Raw genomic sequence first — 26387 nt, 5'->3', positions numbered from 1 at the left:
CCCAGGGCGGCGCCCCCCGGGCGCCTCCGCCGCCCGCGACACCCGCCGGGCGTCCGGCACCCCCCCGCCCGGGGGGGGGCGGCGTTCCCGCCGAAGCGGGAACGCGGCATCCGCCGCCGAAGAGCGGAGGGTCAGAGACCTGCGGCGGTGCGCAGGGCCTCGGCGCGGTCGGTGGACTCCCAGGAGAAGCCCTCGCGGCCGAAATGGCCGTAGGCGGCCGTCTCGGAGTAGATCGGGCGCAGCAGGTCGAGGTCGCGGATGATCGCGGCCGGGCGCAGGTCGAAGACCTGGAGGACGACCTCCTGGATCTTCTCCACCGGCAGCTTCTCGGTGCCGAAGCACTCGACGAACAGGCCGACCGGCTGGGCCTTGCCGATGGCGTAGGCGACCTGGACCTCGCAGCGGTCGGCCAGGCCGGCGGCCACGACGTTCTTGGCGACCCAGCGCATCGCGTAGGCGGCGGAGCGGTCGACCTTGGACGGGTCCTTGCCGGAGAAGGCGCCGCCACCGTGGCGGGCCATGCCGCCGTAGGTGTCGATGATGATCTTGCGGCCGGTGAGGCCGGCGTCGCCCATCGGGCCGCCGATCTCGAAGCGGCCGGTCGGGTTGACCAGCAGGCGGTAGCCCTCGATGTCGATGTCGAGGCCCGCGAGCACGGGGTCGACCACGTGCTCCTTGATGTCGGGCGTCAGCATCTCCTTGAGGTCGATCTCGGCCGCGTGCTGCGTGGAGACCACCACGGTGTCGAGGCGGACCGGCTGGTCGCCGTCGTACTCGATGGTGACCTGGGTCTTGCCGTCGGGCCGCAGGTAGGGCACGACGCCGGACTTGCGGACGTCGGCCAGGCGCTTGGCGAGCCGGTGGGCCAGCGTGATCGGCAGCGGCATCAGCTCGGGGGTCTCGCGGCAGGCGTAGCCGAACATGAGACCCTGGTCACCCGCGCCCTGCCGGTCGAGCTCGTCGGCGTCGCCGCCGATGCGGTGCTCGTAGGCGTCGTCGACGCCCTGGGCGATGTCGGGCGACTGCGCGCCGATGGACACCGAAACGCCGCACGAGGCGCCGTCGAAGCCCTTGTGGGAGGCGTCGTAACCGATCTCCAGGATCTTCTCGCGGATGACGCCGGGGATGTCGACGTAGGTCTCGGTCGTCACCTCGCCCGCGACGTGGACCTGGCCGGTGGTGATCAACGTCTCGACGGCGACCCGGCTCTTGGGGTCGTCCTTGAGCATGGTGTCGAGAATCGCGTCACTGATCTGGTCAGCGATCTTGTCCGGGTGGCCCTCGGTGACCGACTCCGAGGTGAACAGGCGGCGTGACAACTCAGTGGCTCCTCATGCAGCGGCTGCTGACGGATGTGCGGCTCCGGCTGCTGTACGGGCCAGGGCCTCGCGAAAGTCTAGCCCTACCCGCGCGCCGGGTGCGAAACCGCCACGCGAACAGGGACTTCACAGATCGGGCAGGGGATCGGGGGGAAGGGTCTCGGGGGCGAAGACCTCGGCGTCGGCCGCGGCCACGACCGCCGCGTACTCCTCGTCGACCTCGAACGCCATGGACCCGAGCTCGATCACGGGGCGTGGCGCCGGCGTGATCGGACCGAGCCGGGTGTGGCGCGGGAAGGCGGCGTGGACGGAGACGGGGCGGTCGGTCCTGAGCATGCGGGTGGCGAGCACCGAGATGGCCTTGTCCGTGACGACGATGAGGAAGTTGGCGGCTCCGGGCGGGCCGATGGACAGCGCGGGGAAGACGTAGAGGATCTGCTCCTGCTGGCCGAGCAGTGTCCTGCAGCGATCCCTGACAGCGGAACTCACCGGCATTCGGGTCCCCCCTCGTGCCAAGTATCCGCAGCCAGAAGGGGTGGGGCAACAGCTCATCCGGTAATCCACCGGTCCGGAAGCGGGGCTCCAGCGGCGCTCAGGCGAGGCGGGCGGCGACCAGGTCCCAGACGGCGTCGGCGACGTCCTCCTTGGGGCCGCGCGGCACCTCGACGGGCTCTCCCCCGGCGACGAGCACGACAGCGGCGTTGTCGGGGGTGCCGAAGGCGAGGCCCGGGCCGACCTGGTTGACGACGAGCAGGTCGCAGCCCTTGCGGGCGAGCTTGGCCTGTCCGTTGGCGAGCACGTCGTCGGTCTCGGCCGCGAAGCCGACGATCACCTCGGGGTACGGGCCGCGCACTCCCGCCCCCGGGCTCCGCTCCTCCGCCTCAGAGCTCCGCTCCTCCGCCCCGGGGCTCCGTCCGGCCGTAGCGACGTACGGCGGGAGACCCCCGGGCCCGGGCGCGGCCCCGGCGACGGCCGCGGGAACGGCCCCGGTGGCGGCGCGGCGCAGCTCGCCCAGTTCGGCCAGGACGTCGGGGTTCTTGACCAGGGTGATGGCCTCCGGCTCTCCGTCCGTCTTCTTGATCTTGGAGTCGTGCCGGACGGCGGGGCGGAAGTCGGCGACGGCCGCCGCCATGACCACCACGTCGGCGGCAGGTGCCGCGGCGAGCACGGCGTCGCGCAGCTCGGCCGTGGACTCGACGCGGACGACCGTGGCCCCGGCCGGGTCGGGCAGGGTGACGTTGGCGGCGACCACGGTCACCTCGGCGCCCCGGGCCACGGCCGTGCGGGCCAGGGCGTAGCCCTGCAGGCCGGAGGAGCGGTTGCCGATGTAGCGGACCGGGTCGACGGGCTCGCGGGTGCCGCCGGCGGAGATCACCACCTTGCGTCCCGCCAAATCGCTGGGGCGGCCGCGCAGCACGCGCAGGCACACCTGGAAGATCTCGGCCGGGTCGGGCAGCCGGCCGGGCCCGGTGTCGGCGCCGGTGAGCCGGCCCACGGCCGGGTCGATCACGATGGAGCCCCGCTCGCGCAGCGTCGCGACGTTGGCGCGGGTGGCGGGGTGCTGCCACATCTCGGTGTGCATCGCGGGCGCGAACACCACGGGACACCGGGCGGTCAGCAGGGTGTTGGTGAGCAGGTCGCCGGCCAGCCCGTGGGCGGCCCTGGCGAGCACGTCGGCGGTCGCGGGCGCGACCACGACGAGGTCGGCGCCCTGACCGATGCGGACGTGGGGCACCTCGTGCACGTCGTCCCACACCTCGGACGACACGGGACGGCCGGACAGGGCGGCCCAGGTGGGCTCGCCCACGAACCGCAGCGCCTCGCGGGTCGGCACGACCCGCACCTCGTGCCCCGACTCGGTGAAGAGCCGCAGGAGCTCACACGCCTTGTAGGCCGCGATGCCGCCGCTGACGCCCAGGACGACCTTCATCGAAGGGGTCAGACCGCGCCTTCGATGGGCTCGGCGTTGAGCAGGCCCTCGGAGACCTCGCGCAGGGCGATGGACAGCGGCTTCTCCTGGGCGTGCGTCTCGACCAGCGGGCCGACGTACTCGAGCAGGCCCTCGCCGAGCTGGGAGTAGTAGGCGTTGATCTGGCGAGCGCGCTTCGCGCCCATGATGACCAGGGAGTACTTGCTGTCGACGATGTCGAGCAGCGCGTCGATCGGAGGGTTGGTGATGCCCTCGGCGACCGGGGCCGTGCTTGCCACGATGGTCAGACCTCTCGGTTGGTGGTTGTCGTGACCCCCAGAGGGTCGGTCATCAAGGCTATCAGCCGATAGCACACGTCTTCGACATCCGTGTTCACCAGGGTGAGGTCGAATTCCTTCTCGGCCGCCATCTCGATCCGCCCGGCCTCCAGGCGGCGGGCGATGACGTCCTCGGGCTCGGTGCCGCGGCCGCGCAGCCGCTTCTCGAGCTCCTCCCAGCTGGGCGGGGCGAGGAAGACGAGCAGCGCCTCGGGCATGCTCCTGCGGACCTGCCTGGCGCCCTCCAGGTCGATCTCCAGCAGGGTGGGGACGCCCGCGGAGAGCTTCTCCATGACGGCCTCGCGCGGCGTGCCGTAGCGGTTGCCGGCGAACTCCGCCCACTCCAGCAGCTCGCCCGCCTCGACGAGCCGGTCGAACTCGGCGCCGTCGACGAAGAAGTAGTGCAGCCCGTGCACCTCGCCGGGCCGGGGCCTGCGGGTGGTCACCGAGACCGACAGCCACACCTCGGGGTGTGCCCGCCGGATCTCGGCGACGACCGTGGACTTGCCGACGCCCGACGGTCCCGAGAGAACCGTCAGGCGCCTTTCATCGGAGGGGAGGAAGTCGACCTTCGCCCCGGCCCGGACCGCCTCTCGGGCCCTTGCATCGCCGGACCAGGACCTCTCGGTCACCTTCCTACCCCCCGTCGAACCTGCGCTTTCGTGTGGAACAGAGACTAGCTCTCGTTGCCACCGAACTCGCGCTCGAGGGAAGCCCTCTGGTTCGCGCCGAGACCCCGCACGCGGCGGGACTCGGCGATGGCGAGCCGCTCCATGAGCTGCTTGGCGCGGACCTTGCCCACGCCGGGGAGCGATTCCAACAGAGCCGACACCTTCATCTTGCCGATGACGTCGTCGGTCTGCCCATCCTTGAGCACCTCAGCCAGAGAAACCGCGCCGTGCTTGAGCCGGTTCTTGACCTCGGCACGCTCTTTACGGGCCTTGGCAGCCTTCTCCAGGGCTGCGGCGCGCTGCTCAGGGGTCAGGGGAGGAAGAGCCACGCCGGGTCACCTCGAATTTCTTGTCGACGTACTCGGACGGCACTGGAAACTAGCTGGTCATCAGCCCCTAAGCAACGCCAAGTCCAGTTTCTCTCCCGACAAAGTCAACTTCGTCACTATGTGTGGCCATGACACTACGGTGTGCTGATGAAATCGCTTGCACTTCCCGCTTCTTCGGACGCCGGGAAGGTCCGGCGCGAAAAGGGACGATGATCGCATTTTTGGCGATCTAGGTGTCCGAAACCCCACGTCGGACGGCGTCCCAAACCCGGCGGAGTCGCGTTGCGGCGAGGCTTGTGGCAAGATTTGATCTTGTTCGTGGGGACGCTCCCCGGCCCGGGGACGCCGGCTCCGCGCGGCCTCGTCACGCCTTCGGGCGTGATCTTCGGCAGCGCGCACGGGCGGCGTCCGGCAGGCCGTGCCTCGCGGTGCGGTCTGCCGCCGGCGGGGCGGCGGCCACCGGCTCTGCGGGAGCGGCTCGCCGTCCACGCGGGGTGGGTGCGGGACTCGCTCCGAGAGGCGCTCACAGGTCCGCGAACGCCCCGGGAACGACTCCCCTCCGGGTACGCGATCCCGGCACACACCGGTACGCCATCCGGACCGCATCGCGCGGCGAGTCGCCACCCCGGGCGACCGGGCATGGCGGGGGGACGCCGCCAGCGGCCTCGGAGCAGCCACAGGGCGAGCCCCGGGACTTCGGGCGGCCGGACGGGCCCCCGAACGGCCCCCTGAAGCCGCCACGAGCCCACCAGGGCGCCCGCCCCTCAGCGGGGCGGGCGACAAGGCAGGGCGAGGCTCGGGGCCGGAAGGGCGGGGCTTTCTGGGCCCTGCGGCCGGGGGCCGCCGCCAGAGCGGGCCAAGGAGACCGGCAGAGCGGGCTCAGAAGGCCGGCAGACAGCCCTCAGAAGACCGGCAGCGGGGTCCAGAAGAACCGGCAAGGCGGGCTCAGAAGACCGGCAAGGCGGGCCTGGAAGGTCGGCAGGGCGGGGCCCGGCGGCCAGGGCAAGGCCCCGGGGCCGGGAGACGCGCGGCCGGGGGTCAGGAAGGCGTGGTGCGGCGCAGCGCGGCGGCGATCGAGGCGGCCGCGGCCCCCGGGTCCGGGGCGGCCGTGATGGGCCGGCCGATCACCAGCAGGTCGGCGCCGTCCGCCAGCGCCTGCTCCGGCGTGGCGACCCGGGCCTGGTCCTGCGCGTCGGCCCCCGCGGGCCGCACCCCCGGCGTGATGAGGGTGATGTCCGGCCCCACCTCGGCCCGGACCGCGGCGACCTCGTTCGGGCTGCACACGAGCGCCGTGGCGCCCGCCTCCACCGACATGGCCGCCAGCCGCCGCACCGCGTCGTCCGCCGGACCCGCCAGGCCGATGGCGGCCAGGTCGGCCTCGCCGAGCGAGGTGAGGACCGTCACGGAGGCGATCTTGGTGTGCGGGGCGGCCTCGACGGCCGCCCGGATCATCTTGGGGCCGCCCGTGGCGTGGACGGTCAGGATGGCCGGGCGCAGCCGGGAGACGGCCCTGGCGGCCCCGGCGACCGTGTTGGGGATGTCGTGCAGCTTCAGGTCGAGGAAGACGCGGACGCCGCTGGCTCCGCGCACGGAGGCGATGACGTCGGGCCCGTAGCGCAGGTACAGCTCCAGGCCGACCTTGACGGTACTGACGTGCGGGGTCACCAGCCCGGCCCAGCGGGCGGCGGTCTCCAGGTCAGGGGCGTCGAGGGCGACGGCGATGGGTGCGGGCGTCACGGGGAGCTCTCCTCAGAGTCGACGAGCAGGTGCCGGGGGGCGCTCCCCGGCGGACGGTGGGCCAGGCCGACGGCGTCGGCCAGCCGCTGGAAGCCGCGCGCCTGGAGCAGGTCCTCCAGCTCGCGCTCGATGCGCAGGCACGCGTACGGGTCGTGGAACAGCGCCGTGCCCACCCCGACCGCGCAGGCGCCCGCCAGGATGAGCTGGAAGGCGTCGTCGCCGGTCATGACGCCGCCGACGCCGATGAGCGGCACTCCGGGCAGCGCGGCGTGCACCTGCCACACGCACCGTACGGCGAGCGGCAGGATGGCCGGCCCCGACAGCCCGCCGGTCACGGCGGCCAGCGACGGCCGCAGCGCCACGGTGTCGATGGCCATGCCGAGCGGATTGTTGATCATGGACAGGGCGTCGGCCCCGGCGTCCACGCAGGCGCGGGCGACGGCCACGATGTCGGCCACGTCCGGGGCGAGCTTGGCCATCACCGGGACGTCGTAGCGCATGATGGAGCGCACGGAGGCGATCACCTCGGCCGCGGCGGCCCCCTCGCGGGCGAAGACCCGGCCGCGGTCCTCGATGTTGGGGCACGACAGGTTGACCTCGAGCGCGGTGACGCCGGGCGCGTCGGCGAGCCGGCGGGCCAGCTCTGAGTACTCCGCGACGGTGCCGCCGCCGATGGAGACGATGGTCCTGATGCCGCGCTGGGCCAGCCAGGGCAGCTCGCGTTCGAGGAAGGCGTCGATGCCGGGCCCCTGGAGGCCGACGGAGTTGAGCATGCCGGAGGCGGTCTCGGCCATGCGCGGGGTGGGCCGGCCCGCCCGCGGCGCCATGGTGACGGACCGGGTGGTCAGCGCCCCGAGCCGGTGCAGGTCGAAGAACTGGGCCAGCTCGCGGCCCGAGGCGGCGCAGCCGGCGGCGGTGGTGACGGGGTTGGCGAGCTCCACGTGCGCGAGGAACGTGCGCATGTCGACGGGCATGTCAGCTCACCCGCGCACGCGAGGGCCCCGCGGGCGTGGCCTTGGCACGTGAGTGCCGGGCGTCAGCCGGCATGGCGGGCACCGCCCCCTGGGGCGCCCAGGGCGTCGAACGGGATCGTCCCGACGTCCTCGAACCGCACCCGTTCGCCTCGGAAGACCGGCCCGTCGGCGCAGGCGCGAACCATCCGGGTCACCCCGTCGTCGCCGATGACCGGCAGCACGCACGTCATGCACACGCCGATCCCGCAGGCCATCGACTCCTCCACCGCCACCTGCACCGGGATGTCGAACTCCATCGCCACGGCCGTGACCGCCCGCAGCGTGTCCATGGGGCCGCAGGCGTAGACGGCGTCGGCACGGGTGTCGGCGATCACCGACGGCAGCGCGTCGGTGACCTTGCCGCGTAGCCCGAGCGAGCCGTCCTCCGTGGTGAGCGTGGTGGTGGCGGCCATGCGGCGGGCCCGCATGGCGCCGAAGACCCGGTCGGCGCTCGCGCCGCCGAGCAGGAAGTCGACCCGGCAGCCGCGCTCCATGAGGGCGTCGGCCACCGGGAACAGCACCGCCGCGCCGTACTCGTCGCCGACGAGCACGCAGTGGACGGGGTCGCGCGGCAGCGGGAACGGCCGGCCGAGCGGCCCCACCAGGTCGAGCGTGTCGCGGGCGCGCCGCTCGGCGAGCCAGGCCGTGCCGGGGCCGCGCACGGTGAAGACCAGCTCCACCGTGCCGCCGTAGTCTGGCTTGACGTCGTGGACGGTGAACGCCCGGCGGGTGATCATGGACGTGCGCGGCCCGCCGACGGCGACGGACACGAAGTGGCCGGGCCGGTGACGCTCGGCGATGCCGGGCGCCACCACCGTCAGCGCGTGGTAGGCGTCGACCCGGCGCGTCGTCAGCACCGTGCCCGTCACCTGCACCGGAGTGCCGGCCAGTCTCCTTCACCTCCTGTGGGCCGCCCAGAGGCCCGTGCTAGCCCCGCAGCGCCTGCGCGTGCTCCTGGAGGGACCGTACGCCCACATCGCCCCGCACGATGGCCTGGATGCCCGCGGCGGCCGCCGCGAGTCCTGAGACCGTGGTGATGCACGGGACGCCGCGCAGCACCGCGGCGGTGCGGATGTCGTACCCGTCGAGACGCGGGCCGGACTGTCCCGGGCTGCCGAACGGCGTGTTGACGATCAGGTCCACCTCGCCTTCGAGGATGCACTGCACGATCGTCGGTTCACCTCCGGGCCCGGGCCCCTCGCTGTGCTTGCGCACGATCTTGGCATGGACGCCGTTGCGGCGCAGCACCTCGGCCGTGCCCTCGGTGGCGAGGATCTCGAAGCCGAGGTCGGCCAGCGCCCGCACCGGGAAGATCATCGCACGCTTGTCGCGGTTCGCCACGGACACGAACGCGCGTCCCTTGGTGGGCAGCTCGCCGTAGGCGGCGGCCTGGGACTTGGCGTAGGCGACGCCGAAGAACTCGTCGATGCCCATGACCTCGCCCGTGGAGCGCATCTCGGGCCCGAGCACGGTGTCGACGCCGCGGAAGCGGTTGAACGGCAGCACCGCCTCCTTGACCGCGATGGAGGCCTCCAACGGCAGCGTGCCGCCGTCGCCGGTGGCGGGCAGCATGCCCTCGGCGCGCAGCTCGGCGACCGACGCGCCGAGCATCACCCGGGCCGCCGCCTTGGCCAGCGGCACCGCGGTGGCCTTGGAGACGAACGGCACGGTACGGCTGGCTCGCGGGTTGGCCTCCAGGACGTACAGGACACCGGCCGACATCGCGTACTGGACGTTGAGCAGGCCGCGCACGCCGACGCCGCGGGCGATGCCCTCGGTGGCGGCGCGGATGCGCTTGATGTCGTGGCTGCCGAGCGTGATGGGCGGCAGGGCGCACGCCGAGTCGCCGGAGTGGATGCCGGCCTCCTCGATGTGCTCCATGACGCCGCCGAGGTAGAGCTCCTCCCCGTCGTACAGCGCGTCGACGTCGATCTCGATGGCCTCGTCGAGGAACTTGTCGACCAGCACCGGGTGGCCGCCCTCCTGGGCCGCCATGTAGCCGCTCAGCGTCTCGTCGTCGTAGACGATCGCCATGCCGGCGCCGCCCAGCACGTACGAGGGCCGCACGAGCACGGGGTAGCCGATCTCGCCCGCCACGGCCAGCGCACCGGCGACGGTGGTGGCGGTGCCGTGCTTGGGCGCGGGCAGGCCGGCCTCGGCCAGGACCTGGCCGAACGCGCCACGCTCCTCGGCCAGGTGGATCGACTCCGGCGAGGTGCCGACGACGGGCACGCCGGCGTCCTTGAGCGCCTGGGCCAGGCCGAGCGGCGTCTGACCGCCGAGCTGCACGATGACGCCCGCGACGGGGCCCGTCTGCTGCTCGGCGTGGACCACCTCCAGGACGTCCTCCAGCGTGAGCGGCTCGAAGTAGAGCCGGTCGGAGGTGTCGTAGTCGGTGGAGACGGTCTCGGGGTTGCAGTTGACCATGACAGTCTCGAACCCGGCCCGCGACAGCTCGAACGAGGCGTGCACGCACGCGTAGTCGAACTCGATGCCCTGCCCGATGCGGTTGGGGCCGGAGCCGAGGATGATGACCTTCGGCCGCTCGCCTGGGGGGACCTCGTTCTCCTCGTCGTAGGTCGAGTAGAGGTACGGGGTCTTGGCGGCGAACTCGGCGGCGCACGTGTCGACCGTGTTGTAGACCGGGCGGACGCCGAGGGCGTGGCGCAGGTCGCGCACCCGGGCCTCGCCGACGCCGCGGATCTCGCCGATCTGCGCGTCGCTGAAGCCGTGACGCTTGGCCCGCTCCAGCACGCCGGCGGTCAGCTCGGGCGCCCCGGCGAGCTCGGCGGCCTCCTCGTCGAGCAGCAGGAGCTGGTCGATGAACCACGGGTCGACGCTGGTCGCCTCGTACAGCTCCGCGGCCGTGGCGCCGGCCCGGATGGCCTGCTGCATGGTGCGCAGCCGCCCGTCGTGCGGGGTGCGGCAGGCCTCCAGCAGCTCCTCCTTGGCGGGCAGCTCGCCGGGCGCCCAGGAGAACGACGAGCCGGACTTCTCCAGCGACCGCAGCGCCTTCTGCAGCGCCTCGGGGAAGGAGCGGCCGATGGCCATGGCCTCGCCCACGGACTTCATGTGCGTGGTCAGGGTCCGGTCGGCGCCGCGGAACTTCTCGAAGGCGAAGCGCGGCACCTTGACCACGATGTAGTCGAGGGTCGGCTCGAAGGAGGCCGGGGTCTCGCGGGTGATGTCGTTCGGGATCTCGTCGAGGGTGTAGCCGATGGCCAGCTTGGCGGCGATCTTCGCGATGGGGAAGCCGGTCGCCTTGGAGGCCAGCGCGGACGAGCGCGACACGCGCGGGTTCATCTCGATGACGATCATGCGGCCGCTGCGCGGGTCCACCGCGAACTGGATGTTGCAGCCGCCGGTGTCGACGCCGACCTCACGGATGACCGCGATGGCCACGTCGCGCATGTTCTGGTACTCGCGGTCGGTCAGCGTCAGCGCGGGCGCGACGGTGACGCTGTCGCCGGTGTGGACGCCCATCGGGTCGATGTTCTCGATGGAGCACACGATGACGACGTTGTCGGCCTTGTCGCGCATGACCTCCAGCTCGTACTCCTTCCAGCCGAGGATGGACTCCTCCAGGAGCACCTCGGTGGTCGGGGACGCGTCGAGGCCGGCGCCGGCGATGCGCCGCAGGTCGCCCTCGTCGTAGGCGAAGCCGGAGCCCACGCCGCCCATGGTGAACGACGGCCGCACCACCAGCGGGTAGCCCAGCTCGCCGGCGGCGGCCAGGCACTCGTCCATGGTGTGGCAGATGACCGAACGGGCCGACTCGGCGTTCAGGCCGTGCTCGCGGGCGACCTTGGCGACGATCTCCTTGAACCGCTCGCGGTTCTCGCCGGCCTGGATGGCGTCGAAGTCGGCGCCGATCAGCTCGACGTCGTAGCGCTCCAGGACGCCCGACTCGTGCAGAGCGACCGCCGTGTTGAGCGCGGTCTGGCCGCCCAGGGTCGGCAGCAGCGCGTCGGGGCGCTCCTTGGCGATGATCTTCTCGACGTACTCGGGGGTGATCGGCTCGACGTACGTGGCGTCGGCGAACTCCGGGTCCGTCATGATCGTGGCAGGGTTGCTGTTGACCAGGATCACCCGGAACCCCTCGGCCCGCAGCACGCGGCAGGCCTGGGTGCCGGAGTAGTCGAACTCGCACGCCTGCCCGATGACGATCGGCCCGGAGCCGATCACCAGGACCGACCTGATGTCCTCACGCTTGGGCACGGTGCATGACCTCGCAGAACTCGTCGAACAGATAGGCGGCGTCGTGGGGGCCGGCGGCGGCCTCCGGGTGGTACTGGACGCTGAAGGCGCGGCCGTCGAGCAGGCGCAGGCCCTCCACGCAGCGGTCGTTGAGGTTGACGTGGCTGACCTCGGCGCGGCCGAACGGGGTGTCGAACGGCCCGTCGAGCGGCGCCTCGACCGCGAACCCGTGGTTGTGCGCGGAGATCTCGACCTTGCCCGTGCGCACGTCCTGGACGGGCTGGTTGACCCCGCGGTGGCCGTAGCGCAGCTTGTAGGTGGAAAGGCCGAGGGCGCGGCCGAAGAGCTGGTTGCCGAAGCAGATGCCGAAGAACGGGGTGCCGCTCGCCAGCACCTCCCGCAGCGGCTCGACGTCGGCGGTGGCCGGGTCGCCGGGGCCGTTGGAGAAGAACACGCCGTCGGGCCGCAGGCCGAGGATCTGCCCGGCGGTGGCCGTCGCGGGAAGCACGTGCACCTCGCAGCCGCGCTCGGCCATGCGGTGCGGAGTCATGCCCTTGATGCCGAGGTCGACGGCCGCGACCGTGTAGCGCTTCTCGCCGATGGCGGGCACGACGTACGGCTCGGCGGTGGCCACCTCTGCCGCCAGGTCGGCGCCCTCCATGACCGGCGCCTGCCGTACGCGCTCGACCAGAGCCTCGACCGGCTCGGCCGGCGCGCTGAAGATGCCGGCGCGCATGGCGCCGCGCTCGCGCAGGTGGCGGGTGAGCGCGCGGGTGCCGGGGATGGCGATGCCGACGACGCCCTGCTCCTTGAGGTAGTCGTCGAGCGAGCGGTTGGCCCGCCAGCTGGACACGACGCGGGACGGCTCGCGCACGACGTAGCCGGCCACCCACACGCGGCCCGACTCGGGGTCCTCGTCGTTGACGCCGGTGTTGCCGATGTGCGGGGCCGTCATCGCCACGATCTGCCGGTGGTAGGACGGGTCGGTCAGGGTCTCCTGGTAGCCGGTCATGCCGGTGTTGAAGACCATCTCGCCGAACGTCTCGCCCTCGGCGCCGTAGGGGGTCCCGTGGAAGACGCGGCCGTCTTCCAGTACGAGTAGCGCTTCGGTCACCGGAACCTCACCAGGGAGCCGTGGTCTGCGGGGCTTGTGCGAATGGCCATGTTCTCTCGACTCCGTCCACTAGAGTTCGGAGCGCCGGCGACAACCGAGCCGGCGTGCTTGACGGCCCCAGGACCTGGGGTTGCGGCGCGGGGAGCCCTCCAGCCGCTGGGCGGGGCCGCGAACCGCGAACCGCCCGGGGAGACCCGGGAAACCCGGTCCGGCCAGGACAGGGTGGATGTCAAGTGAGCTTCCCTTCGAGGACGGTGGGGCGGCCGCGCAGGAACGTCGCCACCACGCGGCCCGGCAGCGTCATGCCCTCGTAGGGCGTGTTCCTGCTCTTGGACGCGTAGGCGGACGGATCGACCGGGGTGCGGACGGACGGGTCGTAGAGGGTGATGTTGGCCGGCGCGCCCGCTTCCAGGACGTTGCCGTGGCCGGGCAGGCGGCCGATGCGCGCCGGGGCGGCCGACATGCGCTCGGCCACGCCGGCCCAGTCGAGCAGCCCGGTGTCGACCATGGCCTCCTGGACCACGCTGAGCGCCGTCTCCAGGCCGATCATGCCCATGGCCGCGGCCGACCACTCGGTCTCCTTGTCCTCGACCGGGTGGGGGGCGTGGTCGGTGGCGACGACGTCGATCGTGCCGTCGGCCAGCGCGGCCCGCAGCGCCTCGACGTCGGCGCGGGTGCGCAGCGGCGGGTTGACCTTGTAGATCGGGTTGTAGGCGCCCACCGGGGAGTCCTCGACGAGGTCGTCGGTGAGGAGCAGGTGGTGCGGGGTGACCTCGGCCGTGACGTTCCAGCCCTTGGACTTGGCCCAGCGGATGATCTCGACCGAGCCGGCGGTGGAGAGGTGGCACACGTGCAGGCGGGAGCCGACGTGCGCGGCCAGCAGGCAGTCACGGGCGATGATCGCCTCCTCGGCGACCGCGGGCCAGCCGGTCAGGCCGAGCCGGCCGGAGACGACGCCCTCGTTCATCTGGGCGCCCTCGGTCAGCCGCGGCTCCTGGGCGTGCTGGGCGACGACGCCGTCGAACGCCTTGACGTACTCCAGGGCGCGTCGCATGAGCACCGCGTCGCTGACGCACTTGCCGTCGTCGGAGAAGACGCGGACCCGGGCCGCGGAGTCGGCCATCGCGCCGAGCTCGGCCAGCCGGCCGCCCTCCAGGCCGACGGTGACCGCGCCGACCGGCTGCACGTCGCAGTGGCCGTGCTCGCGGCCGAGCCGCCACACCTGCTCGACGACGCCGGCGGTGTCGGCGACGGGCGAGGTGTTGGCCATGGCGTGGACGGCGGTGTAGCCGCCGCGGGCTGCGGCCTGGGTGCCGGTCAGGACGGTCTCGGCGTCCTCGCGGCCCGGCTCGCGCAGGTGGGTGTGCAGGTCGACGAGGCCCGGCAGGGCGATCGCGCCGCGGCCGTCGACGACCTCGCCGCCGCTCAGAGCGGGCCCGATCTCGGCGATGAGGCCGTCCTCGACACGGATGTCCACGGGTTCCCCGCCGAGAACCCGCACATTACTGATGATCATGCTACGGTCTCTCCCCCGAGCAGCAGGTACAGGACGGCCATGCGGATGGTCACCCCGTTGGCGACCTGCTCGACGATGGTCGAGCGCGGGGAGTCGGCCACCTCGGCGGCGATCTCCATGCCCCGGTTCATCGGGCCGGGGTGCATCACGATGGCCTCGTCGGGCATCTTGGCGAACCGGTCGCGGTCGAGGCCGTAGCGGCGGGAGTACTCGCGCTCGCTGGGGAAGTACGCGGCGTTCATCCGCTCCTTCTGCACCCGCAGCATCATCACCGCGTCGGACTTCGGCAGCACCGCGTCAAGGTCGTAGGAGACCTCGCAGGGCCAGCTGCCGACCGAGACCGGCAGCAGCGTGGGTGGCGCCACCAGCGTGACGTCGGCGCCGAGGGTGGCCAGCAGCAGCACGTTGGAGCGGGCGACGCGGCTGTGCAGCACGTCACCCACGATCGTGATGCGGCGCCCGTCGAGGCCGCCGAGGCGGCGGCGCATCGAGAACGCGTCGAGCAGCGCCTGCGTGGGGTGCTCGTGGGTGCCGTCGCCGGCGTTGACGACGCTGCCGCGCACCCAGGTGGCCAGGCGGTGCGGCGCGCCGGAGGCGCCGTGCCGGATGACGACCGCGTCGGCGCCCATGGCCTCCAGGGTGAGCGCGGTGTCCTTGAGCGACTCGCCCTTGGAGACGCTCGACCCCTTGGCCGAGAAGTTGATCACGTCGGCCGACAGGCGCTTGGCCGCGGCCTCGAACGAGATGCGCGTGCGGGTGGAGTCCTCGAAGAACAGGTTGACCACGGTGCGTCCGCGCAGCGTGGGCAGCTTCTTGATGGAACGTTCCGAGACCCTCGCCAGCTCCTCGGCGGTGTCGAGGATGAGCAGCGCGTCGTCCTTGGTGAGGTCGCCGGCGGAGATGAGGTGGCGGTTCACTTGGCGCCCTCCTTGATGAGCAGGACGGCCTCGCGCCCGTCGGTCTCCTCCAGGTAGACCTTGACCTTCTCGCTCTTCGCGGTCGGCAGGTTCTTACCGACGTAGTCGGCGCGGATCGGCAGCTCCCGGTGGCCCCGGTCGACCAGCGTGGCGAGCTGCACGGAGGTCGGCCGGCCGAGGTCGTTGAGCGCGTCGAGCGCGGCGCGCACCGTGCGGCCGGAGTAGAGGACGTCGTCGACCAGCACGACGGTCTTGCCGTCGATGCCGTCGGGCGGCAACTCGGTGCGGCCGAGCGGCCGGGCGGGCCTGAGCCGGAGGTCGTCGCGGTACATCGTGATGTCGATCGAGCCCACGGGGATCTTGACCCCTTCGAACTGCTCGATGCGGTCGCCGAGCCGGCGCGCCAGGGTGGCGCCGCGGGTCGGGATGCCGAGGAGGACGACTTCGCCGGCGCCCTTCGTGCGCTCGAGGATCTCGTGCGCGATGCGGGTCAGCGCCCGATGGATGTCCGGGCCCTCGAGGACGGCCCTGGATTCGGACATGGGGAATTCACCACCTTTCCCGCCTCACGGGACGGGTCTTAAAGGGTGTTGGCCGCACTCACATTACCAGGCGTCACCAGCCACAACAGGGAGGCCCCGTCCGCGTGACACCGCGCTCCCCGGGGAAGAGACAGACAATGACGTTCCATGTCGATTCGGAGGTGGGCCGGCTCCGCCAGGTACTGCTGCACAAGCCCGACCTGGCGCTCAAGCGGCTGACGCCCACCAACAAGGACGATTTCCTGTTCGACGACGTCCTGTGGGTGCAGCGGGCGATGGAGGAGCACGAGGAGTTCCAGGACGCGCTCCGCCGTCACGGCGTCGAGGTGCACATATTGGCCGACCTGCTGCGCGAGACGGTCGAGATCCCCGAGGCGCGCAAGCACATCCTGGACGCGATCGTGGACGAGCGCTTCATGGGCCCGCTCGCGGTGGACGACGTGCGCAACACGCTCGACGCGATGGACTCGGCCACGCTGCAGACGTACCTGACGGGCGGGATCACCAAGAGAGAGCTCGCGGAGCTGGGCTGCGACCCCAAGTCGGTCGCCTACCACTCGCTGCCGGAGGACGGCTTCGTCCTGCCGCCGCTGCCCAACCACCTGTTCACGCGCGACACCTCGTGCTGGGTGTACGACGGGGTCTCGATCAACGCGATGCGCAAGAAGGCCCGCATGCGCGAGACCGTGAACATGGAGGCGGTCTACCAGTACCACCCGACGTTCGCCGACGGCTTCGGCACGCCGCAGAAGGGCGGCTTCCACGTGTGGCTGCCCGGCCACTCGGTCGCGCCGGCCACGCTGGAGGGCGGCGACGTGCTCGTCATCGGCCGCGGCGCCGTGCTCGTCGGCATGAGCGAGCGCACCCGCCCGCAGGCCGTCGAGATGTTCGCCCAGCGGCTGTTCCAGGCCGGCTCCGTGACCAGGATCGTCGCGCTGAACATGCCGAAGGCCCGGGCCTTCATGCACCTCGACACGGTCATGACCATGGTGGACGCGGGGGTGTTCACCAAGTACGCCGGGCTCGGCATGCTGCCGTCGTACACGATCGAGCCGGGCGACACCGAGAAGGAGCTGAAGGTCACCGACCATCCGCCGGAGGACATGCACCGGGCCATCGGCCGGGCGCTCGGCCTCGACGACATCAAGGTGCTCACGCCCACCCAGGACGTGTACGCCGCCGAGCGGGAGCAGTGGGACGACGGCTGCAACGCGCTGGCCATCGAGCCCGGCGTGGTCGTCGCCTACGAGCGCAACACCACGACGAACAACTTCCTGCGCGACAACGGCATCGAGGTCGTCACCATCCGGGGCAGCGAGCTGGGCCGGGGCCGCGGCGGGCCGCGCTGCATGAGCTGTCCCCTCGAACGCGACGGCATCTGACCGGGGGACGGGGAGGGACGGGATGCGGGTCATCGTGGCGCTGGGCGGCAACGCGGTGCTGCAGCGGCAGCAGAAGCCGGACGCCCACACGCAGGTCGCGAACGTGGCCATCGCCGTGCGGACGCTGGCCGGGCTGGCCGAGCGGCACGAGCTGGTCATCACGCACGGGAACGGCCCGCAGGTCGGCCTGCTCGCCCTTGAGAGCGCCAACGACCACCACCTGACCAGGCCGTACCCGTTCGACGCGCTCGGCGCGCAGACCCAGGGCATGATCGGCTACTGGATGCTCCAGGCCCTGCAGAACGCGCTGCCCGGCCGGCAGGTCCTCGCCATGGTCACGCAGACGCTCGTCTCGGCGGTCGACCCGGCCTTCGACGACCCCGGCAAGTTCGTCGGCCCGGTCTACGACCGCGACGAGGCCGGGAAGCTGGCCGAGGAGTACGGCTGGACCGTCAAGCAGGACGGCGACTACTGGCGCCGGGTCGTCCCCTCCCCCGCGCCGCAGCGGGTGGTGGAGACCCGGCTCATCCGCCGGATGCTGGGCGAGCGGGTCATCGTGATCTGCGCCGGGGGCGGCGGCGTGCCCGTCATCCGCGACGAGCACGGCCGGCTGTCCGGCGTCGAGGCCGTCATCGACAAGGACGCGACCGCCTCGATGCTGGCCGAGGCCCTCGAATGCGACGCGCTCCTCATCCTCACCGACGTGCCGCGCGTGATGCGCGGCTTCGGCACCCCCGGGCAGAGCGAGATCGGACACACCACCCCGCACGAGTTGCGCGCCCTCGACTTCCCGGCCGGCTCGATGGGGCCGAAGGTCGAGGCGGCGTGCAGGTTCGTCGAGACGACCGGCGACATGGCCGCGATCGGCCGGCTCGACCAGGCGGAGCAGATCCTGGAGGGCTCCGCGGGCACCATCGTCACGCCCAACGCCCGCTGGCCGCTGACGAGCACGCTCTAGGTCCGTAGGAGGTTCCGGTGACACTGGCCCAACGGCTTCTCCGCACCAAGCCGACCGCGCAGATCGTCGCGGAGGGCGGCCGGGGCGAGGGCGGCGAGCTGCGCCGCACCATGTCCCTGTGGCAGCTGACGCTCTTCAGCGTCGGCGCGACGCTCGGCACGGGCATCTTCGTCATCCTCGGCCAGGCCGTGCCCAAGGCCGGGCCCGCGGTGGTGCTGTCGTTCGTGCTCGCCGCCATCACCGCCTTGTTCTCCGCCCTGTCGTACGCCGAGCTGGCCGGGACCATCCCGGTGTCCGGCTCGTCGTACTCGTACGCGTACGCCACGCTGGGCGAGCTGGTGGCCTGGGTGTGCGGATGGTGCCTCATGCTGGAGTACGCCGTCTCGGTGGCGGCCGTGGCGGTCGGCTGGGGCCAGTACCTCAACTCGTTCCTGCACAGCCTGTTCGGGTGGACGCTGCCCACCGCGATCATCGCCTCCCCCGGCCAGGACGGCGGCGTGATCAACCTGGCCGCCATCCTCATCGTCGTGCTGGCCACCTGGGTGCTGCTGTACGGGGCCTCCGAGAGCGCCACGGCCAACGCCGTCTTCGTGCTCATCAAGATCGTCGTGTTGGTGTTCTTCTGCGCGGTGGCGTTCACGGCGTTCCAGGCGAAGAACTTCACGCCGTTCGCCCCGCTCGGCGTCGCCGGCATCACGGCCGCCGCCTCGCAGGTGTTCTTCTCCTACATCGGTTTCGACGCCGCCTCCACCGCCGGCGAGGAGGCCAGGAACCCCAAACGCGACCTGCCGCTGGCCATCATCCTGTCGCTGGCCATCGTGACGATCCTGTACGTGCTCGTCGCGACCGCGGCGGTGGGCGCCATGCCGTGGACGCAGTTCGACCCGGAGAGCACCGAGGCCAGCCTCGCGCAGATCGCCGACCTCGCGACCGGCTCCACCTGGGCCGGGCTCATCGTGTCGTTCGGCGCGGTCATCGCCATCGCCAGCGTCGTGCTGACCGTCATCTACGGCCAGACCCGCATCCTGTTCGCCATGTCCCGCGACGGGCTCATCCCCCGCGTGTTCCAGAAGGTCAACCCGCGCCACCAGGTCCCGGTCGCCAACACGCTCATCGTCGCGGCGTTCATCTCGGTGCTGGCCGGCTTCGTGCCGCTCGGCCAGCTCGCCGAGGCCACCAGCATCGGCACGCTGTTCGCGTTCCTCATCGTGAACATCGGCGTCCTCGTCCTGCGCTATCGCAGCCCCGAGCTGCCCCGCAGCTTCCGCACGCCGTTCTTCCCGCTCACCCCGGTCCTGGGCGCGATCTTCTGCGCCCTCGTGATGGCCGGGCTCGCGGGCGTCACCTGGCTGGCCTTCGGCCTGTGGATGCTGGTGGGCCTGGCCGGGTACTTCCTGTACGGCTTCCGCAAGTCGCGGTTGAACGCGGAGGTGGTCTGATGCGGTTCGACGACATCCTGACCGGAGCCATCCCCGAGCCGAGGGGCCGCGACGGGCTCGTGCTGGCGGCGCTGCTGGCCAAGCAGGCGGGTGGGCGTCTCACGGTGGCCGCCGTCCAGCCGCCGGGCTGGAGCACGCCCGGCCCGGCACGCGCGGAGGAGGCCGCCTGGCGCGCCTACCTCAAGGAGCAGGCCCGGATCACGCTCTCCCAGGCCACGCAGATCGCGGGCGACGACGCCGAGTACGTGAGCCACACGCACAGGGGCAGCGGGCGCGGCCTGGTGGAGCTCGCGCGCAGGCGCGGGGCGGACGTCATCGTGATCGGCTCGGCGCCGGGCGGCGCCAGGGGCCGCATCGGCATCGGCAGCACCGCCGACCAGCTCCTGCACTCCTCGCCGGTGCCGGTGCTGCTGGCCCCGCGCGGCTACGCCGACGACCCGCCGGGCGTCTTCGAGCGCATCACGGTCGCCTACCGGCGCGGCCCGTGCGCCGACGCGGCGGTCGCCTCGGCCGCCAAGGCGGCGGGCGCGCTGCAGGTTCCGCTGCGCCTGGTCACGCTGGTCGTCAGCAGCGGCCGGAAGGTCGAGATCGAGGAGCGGATGCTGGAGCGGCTGCGCGACCAGACCGCGGCCGACCTCAAGGTGGCGGCGCGGGGGCACCGGCGGCGGCTCGAGGTGGAGGTGGAGGTGCTGGAGGGGCGGAACGTGGCCCAGGCGCTCGTCACGACGTCGTGGCGGGCCGGGGAGATCCTCCTGTGCGCGTCCAGCGCGGGCGGGCCGCTGCGGCGCGTCTTCCTCGGGGACACCTCCGTCAAGATCGTCAAGGCCGCCACGTGTCCTGTGATGATCCTCACTCGGCAGCCCTGAATCGGAAAAGTCGTACTCGACAAACGGTGACGAAGTACCGTTATTGCCGGGACAAGTGGGACTAATGTGGCGTAGCCTCCCGGATCGGATTCGGCATCTTTTTTCCAATCAGCTTGACCTTGGGCGTCCTCCCCTTTACCGTCACTGTGCGTAACCACACCGCGCGGCGTTTTTGGGGTAAACCCAGGGCCTTGGCTACCGATGGTGCCGAGTTCGGCACCAGACCCCCGGTGGCTTCGGCGTTCACCGCGGGGGAGCACAATCTACTGATAGCGATACATTACGAGAGCCGGGGGGCCACACGATGCCGTCTGAGTACGCAAAGTCGCTGGGTGCACGACTGCGCGCCATCCGCACCCAGCAGGGCCTGTCCCTGCACGGGGTCGAGGAGAAGTCGCGTGGCAGGTGGAAAGCCGTGGTCGTGGGCTCGTACGAGCGCGGCGACCGCGCGGTCACGGTGCAGAAGCTTGCCGAGCTTGCCGACTTCTACGGGGTGCCCGTTTCCGAGCTCCTGCCGGGCGGCGCCGCGCCCAGCCCGCTCGGGCCGACGCCGAAGCTTGTGATCGACCTGGAGCGGCTTGCCACGCTGCCGAAGGAGAAGGCCGGGGCGCTCGCCCGCTACGCCGCCACCATCCAGAGCCAGCGTGGCGACTACAACGGCAAGGTGCTGTCGATTCGCCAGGAGGACCTGCGCTCCCTGGCCGTGATCTATGACAAGTCGCCCAGCGAGCTGACAGAGGAGCTCATCAGCTGGGGCGTCCTGGACGCGGAGGCCCGCAGGGCGGTCGAGTCGTTCTGACCCGCCCGGACCGGGGCCCTGCCCCACCGGCTCCCGTCCCGGTCCCTTCGCCGGGGGCGAATCGTTCTCACCCGAGGGGCGCGCACCGCACTGCGCGCCCCTCAGGCATGTCCGGGGCCTGTACGCGAGCCCCTGCGGTGGCGTCTGCCTGTTTCCCGGGGCCCCACTGAAGGACCATCGTGGGCATGCGCTGAAGGATTATCGCGAGCACGCCGCTGAAGGACCGTCGTGGGCACGCGCTTGGTGCCGAGGAAGCGCCAGTGGGATGCGCCGTCGGCGAAGCCACGTGCGGCGCGGTCGCGGGACGCCGGCGGAGCTTCGAAGGCCACGTAGCACCGGTGAAGCGCCGGGCACTGCGCGAAGACGCTCGGGGCAGCGAAGGTGCCGGATGTGGCCGCCCGAAAGCGGTGGGGCCGCGCAGGGGCGGGCTCGGGGGATGCCTTGGGGCCGGCACAGGGCTTGGGGTGCCGGCGTGGGGCGTCCGCTGCGAAGGCGGGCGTGGCAAGCCCCCGTGGCCGAGAAACAGGCGCGGAAGGGCCACCCGGGCCGAGAGCGGACGTGGTGGGGCCCCAGGAGGAAGGCGGGCGTGGTACTGCCCCCCGGGCTGAGAGCGGGCGCGGTAAATCCACTGGGGCTGAGAAACGGGCGCGGAAGGCCGCCCGGGTCGAGAGTGGCGTGGCAAGGCCCTTGAGGCTGAGGAAACGGGCGCGGAAGGCTCTTCCGGGGCCGGGGCCGGGGCCGGGGGCGGGCGTGGAGAAGCCTCCGGGGAGGCCGGCGAAGACCAGCACCCGGCGGGGAAAGGGCCGGCAGGGCCGGCGCAGACGGCTCGGGAGCGGCGCGCCGCGTCAGAACAGGGCGGGGCCCTGGGGTGGCTGGGCGCGGCGGCGGCTCACCCGGCCAAAGGGACCTCGACGGGCAACTGGGGTTGGGTAGGGACCCCCAGCATCTCCTCCACTCGCGTCACAAAGGTCTCGGCCTCGGACAGCAGCTCGTCGGCGTCGGCCGCGGAGACCCCGCGGACCATGCCGGCCTCGGCGGCGGCGCGCTTGGCGGCGCTCACCGCGAAGTAGGCGGCCCACTCGGCGAGCTCGGGCTCCACCTCCGGGAGCAGCTCCCATGCGCTGCGCAGGCGGCGCCTGCGGCCCTCCATCGGCCGGGGCCGGGCAGCCAGGATCGCGGCGGCCGCGCGTAGCGCCGCCAGGTGGGCCGAGACATATCGGGATGCCGGGGTGCGCGCGACTGACGCCTCCGCCAGGCAGGAACGTGAATCCGTCAGGTGCGCCCGAACGGCTTGCGACAGCCGGGGACCCTGCGGGTCTCTAGACCGTGGTGCCATGTGCACGCCTCCTTGGGGTCGTGGCGGGCGGCCGGCGTCACCGCCGGTGAAGCCAGAATCGCAGGCGCCACCGACAATTCCGCCGGGCCGGCCGGACGTGGAGCTTCCCCTCTCCCCGTCCGGCCAGGACACGCCCTGCTCGTCTCCGCCGACGACGAGGACGCGCCCTTCGCCCGTGGAGCCTGATCGCGGGTCTCGCTTGGGGGAAGCGTGGCCCGCGACCAGGTCCTTCGACGTGAGCCGCGAGCCTCACGTCACTACGTCGAACATAATTTCGATCACGCTCGGTGTCAACCCGTTTCAGAACACAGGTTCGATCGGCATGGCGAAAGCCGTCCGTCCCCCCTCGGTTCAGGCTCCTTCCGCGGCGCGCCGCCGCACTCGGTCCCCCTTCGAGCGGTGTGTCGCGGTACTCGGTCTTCCCTCCGGGCTGTGCGTCGCGTCACTCGGCGATCGACAGGGCGCCCGACGGGCACAGCGTCACCGCGCGCCTGACCGCGTCCTCCAGTTCCGCCGGCGGCGACGTCTCCAGCAGGACCACCGTCCCGTCCTCGTCGCTCTGGTCGAAGACCTGCGGCACCGTGAGCGCGCACATGCCCGCCCCGATGCACACGGTCGTGTCAGCCTTGATCTCCATGGTGATCTCCCTACCATGTGACGGGGAGACGGTGCACCCCGTAGATGCTCATGTCCGTGCGCATCGGCACCTCCTCCGGGGGCACGGCCAGGCGCAGACCCGGGAAGCGGCGCAGCAGCGCCGGGTAGCCGATGCGCATCTCGATCCGGGCGAGCTGCTGCCCGAGGCACTGGTGGATGCCGTGGCCGAACGTCAGGTGGCCGCCGGCGGGCCGCGTGATGTCGAGGGAGTCGCCGCCCGGGAAGCGGGCGGGGTCGCGGTTGACCACGGGCAGGCTGAAGGCGACCGACTGCCCCTTCCGGATCACGGTGCCCTCCACCTCGACGTCCTCCAGCGCGGCGCGGATCGGGCCGATGTGGATGATCGTGAGGTAGCGCAGCAGTTCCTCGACGCCGTTGTCGACGACGGACGGGTCGTCGCGCATGGCGGCGAGCTGGTCCGGGTTGCGCAGCAGCGCGTACGTGCCGAGGCCGAGCATGTTCGCGGTCGTCTCGTGCCCCGCGACGAGCAGCAGGAACGCGACGCCGGTCAGCTCGTCGTCGGCCAGGTCGCCGCCCTGGACGAGGCCGCTGATGAGGTCGTCCCGCGGTTCGGCGCGCCTGCGCTGGATGAGGTCGTACAGGTAGCCGGTCATGCTCCTCATGGCGTCGATGACCTCGTCGGCGCCGCTCTCCAGCGCGAGCAGCGCCTTCGAGTCGTGCTGGAAACGCTCTCTGTCCTCGTACGGTACGCCGAGCAGCTCGCAGATCACCAGCGACGGGATGGGCAGCGCGAACTGCTCGACCAGGTCGGCGGGCCTGCCGGCGGCCTCCATGGCGTCGAGGCGGGCCAGCGTGATCTCCTCGACGCGGGGTTCGAGCTGCTTCATCCGGCGGACGGTGAACTGGCCGGTGAGCAGCTTGCGGTAGCGCGTGTGCTCGGGCGCGTCCATGCGCAGGAAGAACCCCGGCACCGCGAACTCCTTGCCGCGCAGCTTCTCGGCGACCTCGGCACGGGCGGGGATGGTGGGGTGCGCGTACTCGGGCCGGTTGCTGAAGCGCGGGTCGGCGAGGATGGCGCGGGCTGCGGCGTAACCGGTGACCAGCCAGCCCTCGTGCCCGTCGGCGAAGGTCAGCCGGTGGAGCGGCGCCTCCCCGCCGAGTTCCGCGATCCGCTCCGGCGGGTCGAAGGGGCGTTCGCGCTCTGTGGTCATGATCAGCTCTGACATCTGGTCTCCTTCCGGGTCACCTCCCACAAAACATCAACGAATGCAAACTTTCAATGGATGAAAAACTAAAATGCGTGCAGTACAGTTCCGCCATGGCGGGAATCCGGGAGCGCAAGAAGCAGCGCACGCACCAGGCGCTGGTCGAAGCCGCGCTCCGGCTGTTCGCCGAGAAGGGCTACGAGGAGACCACGCTCGCGGAGATCGCGGCGGAGGCGGACGTGTCCACCCGCACGTTCTTCAGCTACTTCGCGAGCAAGGAGGACGTGCTCCTCCACGACATCGACAGCCGCCTGGAACGCACCCTCGCGCTCGTGGCGGGCCGCGGCCCCGACGAGGCGCTGCCCGACCTGCTGATGCGGATCGTGCGCGACGCCCTGGCCCACATGGCCGCGGACGATTCCGGTGCCGAGGCGACGCGGACCCGGATCCGGCTCATGACGACCGTCCCGGCCCTGCAGGCGCGCGCCCTGCGGCTGCTGTTCTCCAACCAGCTCCGCATCGCCCGGGCGCTGCAGGAGTCGTACCACGGGCGGCTGAGCCTGGTGGAGGCCGCGGCCGCGGTGGGCGCGCTCGCGGGGGCGGCCAAGCTGGTGATCGTGGCCAGCGTCGAGCGGGGCGACTCGATGGAGCAGGCGGTCGAGGCGGCCCTGCAGGCGGCCGAGATCACCGTGCGCGGCCTGGGGTCGCTGACCTGACCCGGGCACGCCGTTCGTGGCGGTGTCCCGGATCTCCGTGCCCGTCGCGGCGCGGACGGCGGAGCGGCCCGGCGTGCCGGGCTTCCGGCCCGGGTTCGTCCGGCGGTACGTGGACGTGCTCCAGGAGGGGACGTTCGAGCCGGCCCGGTACGCGCCGCCGCCGCTCGTCCTAGGCCGCTCGCCCGCAGCCGGGGCCGGACCAACTCGTCCAGCCCTGGCGCTCACCGCCCAGGCCCGTCGCGGTCCAGCCCCGCGGGGGTGCGCCCGCGTCCGGGGGCACCACGGCCGTGCAGGCTCCGGCGGGCGGGACCTGGCGGGCGCCGTCGTACCGCTCCAGCCTGGTCCACCAGACCCGGTACGTGAGGGGGACCCAGACGTTCCACTTCACCCTGGTGTCCAGGGCCACCCTGCCGGGAGGCGGGGCGGGCAGCCAGTCGGGGCCGGCGTGAGGGGCGGCCTTGGGGGCGAGGTCGGCGGTGAAGGCGACGTTGACGGCGGCCAGCACGACGACGACCGGCACCAGACTCCCCCTCCGCGAACGGCCCGCGGGGCCGCGCGGGGCCCGGACGGCGGTCCGTGACGTGGCCAGGCAGGCCGCCAGGGTGAGGCAGGCCAGCAGGACGAGGGCCGCCGCCGTGGCGCGCACCATGTCGAGGGAGTCCCGTACGCCGCTGAGGAACGACACCTCGGGGAAGTCGAACGCGATGAACGCGTACCGCCTGAGCCGGTCGCCCGCGTACCAGGCCGCCACTCCCCCGGTCGCCGCCATGAGCCCGGCCGCCGCCCCGGCGTACGCCCCCACTCCCCGCACGGCCGGATGGAGACGACGGAGAACGCCCGGGCGGCGCGCGGCCACCGCGTCGTCCAGGACCGCTCCCCGGCCCACGGCCGCGGCTCGGTCCCGGAAGGCGGCACGCTCTCCGAGGGTGGCACGGCGGATCATGGCGGCGCGGGCCGCTCTGGACAGGGTGGCGAGGCCCACCAGCGTCCACACGACCGCGACGCACGCCAGGTACCGGCCGTAGGCGTAGTTGCCCACCCGGTGCTCGTCCGGCAAAGCCGCCGACGACGCGTACGCCACCCCCAGCGTGACGGCCAGCAGCGTACCCGCGAGGACGCGGCGCGCGAACGGGCCGCCCGGCCGTACGAGCTGGACGGCCGCCGCCGCCAGGCCGACGCCCGCGAGGCCCCAGGTGCTCACGATCAGGTACCAGAGCTGGCCCGCGGCGCCCGACAGCGCCCACGCCTGCCCGTCGAGCCCGGTGAGGCGCTCGGCCAGCATCCCGGACAGGTCGCGGGCGCCGCCCGGGTACACCGCCGACGCCAGCGCGCGGTTGAGCATCCCGCCCGCCGCCGCGAATAGCCCGGCGGTGTCGTCGTTCGTGCTGGGGGAGCGGCTGAGGCAGGTGGTGGACGCCGCCAACGAGCGGCTCGACCACATGTCGGCCGGCCGCTACCTCCTCCAG

General features: G+C 72.2%; 24 protein-coding genes. 6 read left to right on the top strand and 18 right to left on the bottom strand.

What is annotated here, in order from left to right:
* Nucleotides 1-131 precede the first annotated feature (131 nt).
* From metK to pyrR, 14 genes are all read right to left on the bottom strand, one after another.
* Nucleotides 132-1319, bottom strand: coding sequence for a methionine adenosyltransferase (metK, locus tag AB0H81_RS31140; RefSeq protein WP_358381676.1), 1188 nt, complete (start codon nucleotides 1317-1319; stop codon nucleotides 132-134).
* A gap of 126 nt (nucleotides 1320-1445) precedes the next feature.
* Nucleotides 1446-1814: a hypothetical protein gene (locus AB0H81_RS31135; RefSeq protein ID WP_358381674.1), complete on the bottom strand. Its 369-nt coding sequence runs from the start codon at nucleotides 1812-1814 to the stop codon at nucleotides 1446-1448.
* Between the two features lie 97 nt (nucleotides 1815-1911).
* Entirely contained in the window at nucleotides 1912-3249 is a 1338-nt protein-coding gene (coaBC, locus tag AB0H81_RS31130; protein WP_358381672.1) for a bifunctional phosphopantothenoylcysteine decarboxylase/phosphopantothenate--cysteine ligase CoaBC, read from the bottom strand.
* 8 nt (nucleotides 3250-3257) lie between these two features.
* Complete coding sequence (rpoZ, locus tag AB0H81_RS31125; protein WP_175588770.1) at nucleotides 3258-3527, bottom strand: DNA-directed RNA polymerase subunit omega; 270 nt, start codon at nucleotides 3525-3527, stop codon at nucleotides 3258-3260.
* A gap of 5 nt (nucleotides 3528-3532) precedes the next feature.
* Complete coding sequence (gene gmk, locus AB0H81_RS31120) at nucleotides 3533-4105, bottom strand: guanylate kinase (protein ID WP_358381678.1); 573 nt, start codon at nucleotides 4103-4105, stop codon at nucleotides 3533-3535.
* A 137-nt stretch (nucleotides 4106-4242) separates the two neighbouring features.
* Entirely contained in the window at nucleotides 4243-4566 is a 324-nt protein-coding gene (mihF, locus tag AB0H81_RS31115; RefSeq protein WP_020541698.1) for an integration host factor, actinobacterial type, read from the bottom strand.
* A gap of 1038 nt (nucleotides 4567-5604) precedes the next feature.
* Entirely contained in the window at nucleotides 5605-6303 is a 699-nt protein-coding gene (pyrF, locus tag AB0H81_RS31110) for an orotidine-5'-phosphate decarboxylase (protein WP_358381669.1), read from the bottom strand.
* Entirely contained in the window at nucleotides 6300-7277 is a 978-nt protein-coding gene (locus AB0H81_RS31105) for a dihydroorotate dehydrogenase (protein ID WP_358381667.1), read from the bottom strand. The genes pyrF and AB0H81_RS31105 overlap by 4 nt, the downstream gene beginning before the upstream one ends.
* Before the next feature lie 62 nt (nucleotides 7278-7339).
* Nucleotides 7340-8191, bottom strand: a complete 852-nt coding sequence (locus tag AB0H81_RS31100) for a dihydroorotate dehydrogenase electron transfer subunit (protein WP_358381665.1) — start codon at nucleotides 8189-8191, stop codon at nucleotides 7340-7342.
* A 52-nt stretch (nucleotides 8192-8243) separates the two neighbouring features.
* Nucleotides 8244-11534: a carbamoyl-phosphate synthase large subunit gene (gene carB, locus AB0H81_RS31095; RefSeq protein WP_358381663.1), complete on the bottom strand. Its 3291-nt coding sequence runs from the start codon at nucleotides 11532-11534 to the stop codon at nucleotides 8244-8246.
* Complete coding sequence (carA, locus tag AB0H81_RS31090; protein ID WP_358381661.1) at nucleotides 11521-12627, bottom strand: glutamine-hydrolyzing carbamoyl-phosphate synthase small subunit; 1107 nt, start codon at nucleotides 12625-12627, stop codon at nucleotides 11521-11523. Before carA ends, carB begins: the two co-directional genes overlap by 14 nt.
* A gap of 229 nt (nucleotides 12628-12856) precedes the next feature.
* Entirely contained in the window at nucleotides 12857-14143 is a 1287-nt protein-coding gene (locus AB0H81_RS31085; RefSeq protein WP_358381659.1) for a dihydroorotase, read from the bottom strand.
* Nucleotides 14140-15060 (bottom strand): aspartate carbamoyltransferase catalytic subunit, encoded by a 921-nt coding sequence (locus AB0H81_RS31080; RefSeq protein ID WP_358381657.1) that lies wholly within the window; start codon nucleotides 15058-15060, stop codon nucleotides 14140-14142. The genes AB0H81_RS31085 and AB0H81_RS31080 overlap by 4 nt, the downstream gene beginning before the upstream one ends.
* Nucleotides 15057-15602: a bifunctional pyr operon transcriptional regulator/uracil phosphoribosyltransferase PyrR gene (pyrR, locus tag AB0H81_RS31075; RefSeq protein ID WP_358381655.1), complete on the bottom strand. Its 546-nt coding sequence runs from the start codon at nucleotides 15600-15602 to the stop codon at nucleotides 15057-15059. Before pyrR ends, AB0H81_RS31080 begins: the two co-directional genes overlap by 4 nt.
* A gap of 137 nt (nucleotides 15603-15739) precedes the next feature.
* Between pyrR and AB0H81_RS31070 the strand changes: the two genes are divergently transcribed.
* The 5 genes from AB0H81_RS31070 to AB0H81_RS31050 all read left to right on the top strand — a co-directional run bounded on the left by AB0H81_RS31070 (nucleotide 15740) and on the right by AB0H81_RS31050 (nucleotide 21046).
* Entirely contained in the window at nucleotides 15740-16984 is a 1245-nt protein-coding gene (locus tag AB0H81_RS31070; RefSeq protein WP_358381653.1) for an arginine deiminase, read from the top strand.
* A 22-nt stretch (nucleotides 16985-17006) separates the two neighbouring features.
* Nucleotides 17007-17942 carry a carbamate kinase gene (gene arcC, locus AB0H81_RS31065; RefSeq protein ID WP_358381651.1) on the top strand — a complete coding sequence of 312 codons (936 nt, stop codon included), beginning with the start codon at nucleotides 17007-17009 and terminating at the stop codon, nucleotides 17940-17942.
* Nucleotides 17943-17959: 17 nt separating this feature from the next.
* Nucleotides 17960-19381, top strand: coding sequence for an amino acid permease (locus AB0H81_RS31060; protein ID WP_358381649.1), 1422 nt, complete (start codon nucleotides 17960-17962; stop codon nucleotides 19379-19381).
* On the top strand, nucleotides 19381-20247 hold the full coding sequence (locus AB0H81_RS31055; protein WP_358381647.1) for a universal stress protein: 867 nt from the start codon (nucleotides 19381-19383) through the stop codon (nucleotides 20245-20247). Before AB0H81_RS31060 ends, AB0H81_RS31055 begins: the two co-directional genes overlap by 1 nt.
* A gap of 304 nt (nucleotides 20248-20551) precedes the next feature.
* Nucleotides 20552-21046, top strand: coding sequence for a transcriptional regulator (locus AB0H81_RS31050; protein ID WP_026214021.1), 495 nt, complete (start codon nucleotides 20552-20554; stop codon nucleotides 21044-21046).
* 889 nt (nucleotides 21047-21935) lie between these two features.
* Here AB0H81_RS31050 and AB0H81_RS31045 read toward each other — a convergent pair.
* From AB0H81_RS31045 to AB0H81_RS31035, 3 genes are all read right to left on the bottom strand, one after another.
* Entirely contained in the window at nucleotides 21936-22382 is a 447-nt protein-coding gene (locus tag AB0H81_RS31045; RefSeq protein WP_358381645.1) for an SAV_6107 family HEPN domain-containing protein, read from the bottom strand.
* Between the two features lie 442 nt (nucleotides 22383-22824).
* On the bottom strand, nucleotides 22825-23019 hold the full coding sequence (locus tag AB0H81_RS31040) for a (4Fe-4S)-binding protein (protein ID WP_358381643.1): 195 nt from the start codon (nucleotides 23017-23019) through the stop codon (nucleotides 22825-22827).
* A 10-nt stretch (nucleotides 23020-23029) separates the two neighbouring features.
* On the bottom strand, nucleotides 23030-24226 hold the full coding sequence (locus AB0H81_RS31035) for a cytochrome P450 (RefSeq protein WP_358381641.1): 1197 nt from the start codon (nucleotides 24224-24226) through the stop codon (nucleotides 23030-23032).
* A 92-nt stretch (nucleotides 24227-24318) separates the two neighbouring features.
* Here AB0H81_RS31035 and AB0H81_RS31030 point away from each other — a divergent pair, with 92 nt between their 5' ends.
* On the top strand, nucleotides 24319-24921 hold the full coding sequence (locus AB0H81_RS31030) for a helix-turn-helix domain-containing protein (protein WP_358381639.1): 603 nt from the start codon (nucleotides 24319-24321) through the stop codon (nucleotides 24919-24921).
* A gap of 169 nt (nucleotides 24922-25090) precedes the next feature.
* Here the strand turns inward: AB0H81_RS31030 and AB0H81_RS31025 are convergent, their stop codons facing one another.
* Nucleotides 25091-26263, bottom strand: a complete 1173-nt coding sequence (locus tag AB0H81_RS31025) for a hypothetical protein (RefSeq protein ID WP_358381637.1) — start codon at nucleotides 26261-26263, stop codon at nucleotides 25091-25093.
* Nucleotides 26264-26387: the final 124 nt, after the last annotated feature.

This window comes from Nonomuraea sp. NPDC050691 (genome assembly GCF_040654455.1).
Lineage (GTDB): Bacteria > Actinomycetota > Actinomycetes > Streptosporangiales > Streptosporangiaceae > Nonomuraea.
This window is presented reverse-complemented; position numbering and strand designations above follow the sequence as displayed.

What these genes read in the sequence shown, in the direction of transcription:
- AB0H81_RS31055 (WP_358381647.1), top strand. Translation starts at nt 19,381, where the DNA reads ATGCGGTTCGACGACATCCTGACCGGAGCCATCCCCGAGCCGAGGGGC.
- coaBC (WP_358381672.1), bottom strand. Translation starts at nt 3,249, where the DNA reads ATGAAGGTCGTCCTGGGCGTCAGCGGCGGCATCGCGGCCTACAAGGCG.
- AB0H81_RS31035 (WP_358381641.1), bottom strand. Translation starts at nt 24,226, where the DNA reads ATGTCAGAGCTGATCATGACCACAGAGCGCGAACGCCCCTTCGACCCG.
- AB0H81_RS31105 (WP_358381667.1), bottom strand. Translation starts at nt 7,277, where the DNA reads ATGCCCGTCGACATGCGCACGTTCCTCGCGCACGTGGAGCTCGCCAAC.
- AB0H81_RS31045 (WP_358381645.1), bottom strand. Translation starts at nt 22,382, where the DNA reads ATGGCACCACGGTCTAGAGACCCGCAGGGTCCCCGGCTGTCGCAAGCC.
- pyrR (WP_358381655.1), bottom strand. Translation starts at nt 15,602, where the DNA reads ATGTCCGAATCCAGGGCCGTCCTCGAGGGCCCGGACATCCATCGGGCG.
- arcC (WP_358381651.1), top strand. Translation starts at nt 17,007, where the DNA reads ATGCGGGTCATCGTGGCGCTGGGCGGCAACGCGGTGCTGCAGCGGCAG.
- AB0H81_RS31040 (WP_358381643.1), bottom strand. Translation starts at nt 23,019, where the DNA reads ATGGAGATCAAGGCTGACACGACCGTGTGCATCGGGGCGGGCATGTGC.
- AB0H81_RS31085 (WP_358381659.1), bottom strand. Translation starts at nt 14,143, where the DNA reads ATGATCATCAGTAATGTGCGGGTTCTCGGCGGGGAACCCGTGGACATC.
- AB0H81_RS31070 (WP_358381653.1), top strand. Translation starts at nt 15,740, where the DNA reads ATGACGTTCCATGTCGATTCGGAGGTGGGCCGGCTCCGCCAGGTACTG.
- AB0H81_RS31030 (WP_358381639.1), top strand. Translation starts at nt 24,319, where the DNA reads ATGGCGGGAATCCGGGAGCGCAAGAAGCAGCGCACGCACCAGGCGCTG.
- AB0H81_RS31135 (WP_358381674.1), bottom strand. Translation starts at nt 1,814, where the DNA reads ATGCCGGTGAGTTCCGCTGTCAGGGATCGCTGCAGGACACTGCTCGGC.
- AB0H81_RS31025 (WP_358381637.1), bottom strand. Translation starts at nt 26,263, where the DNA reads ATGCTCAACCGCGCGCTGGCGTCGGCGGTGTACCCGGGCGGCGCCCGC.
- AB0H81_RS31050 (WP_026214021.1), top strand. Translation starts at nt 20,552, where the DNA reads ATGCCGTCTGAGTACGCAAAGTCGCTGGGTGCACGACTGCGCGCCATC.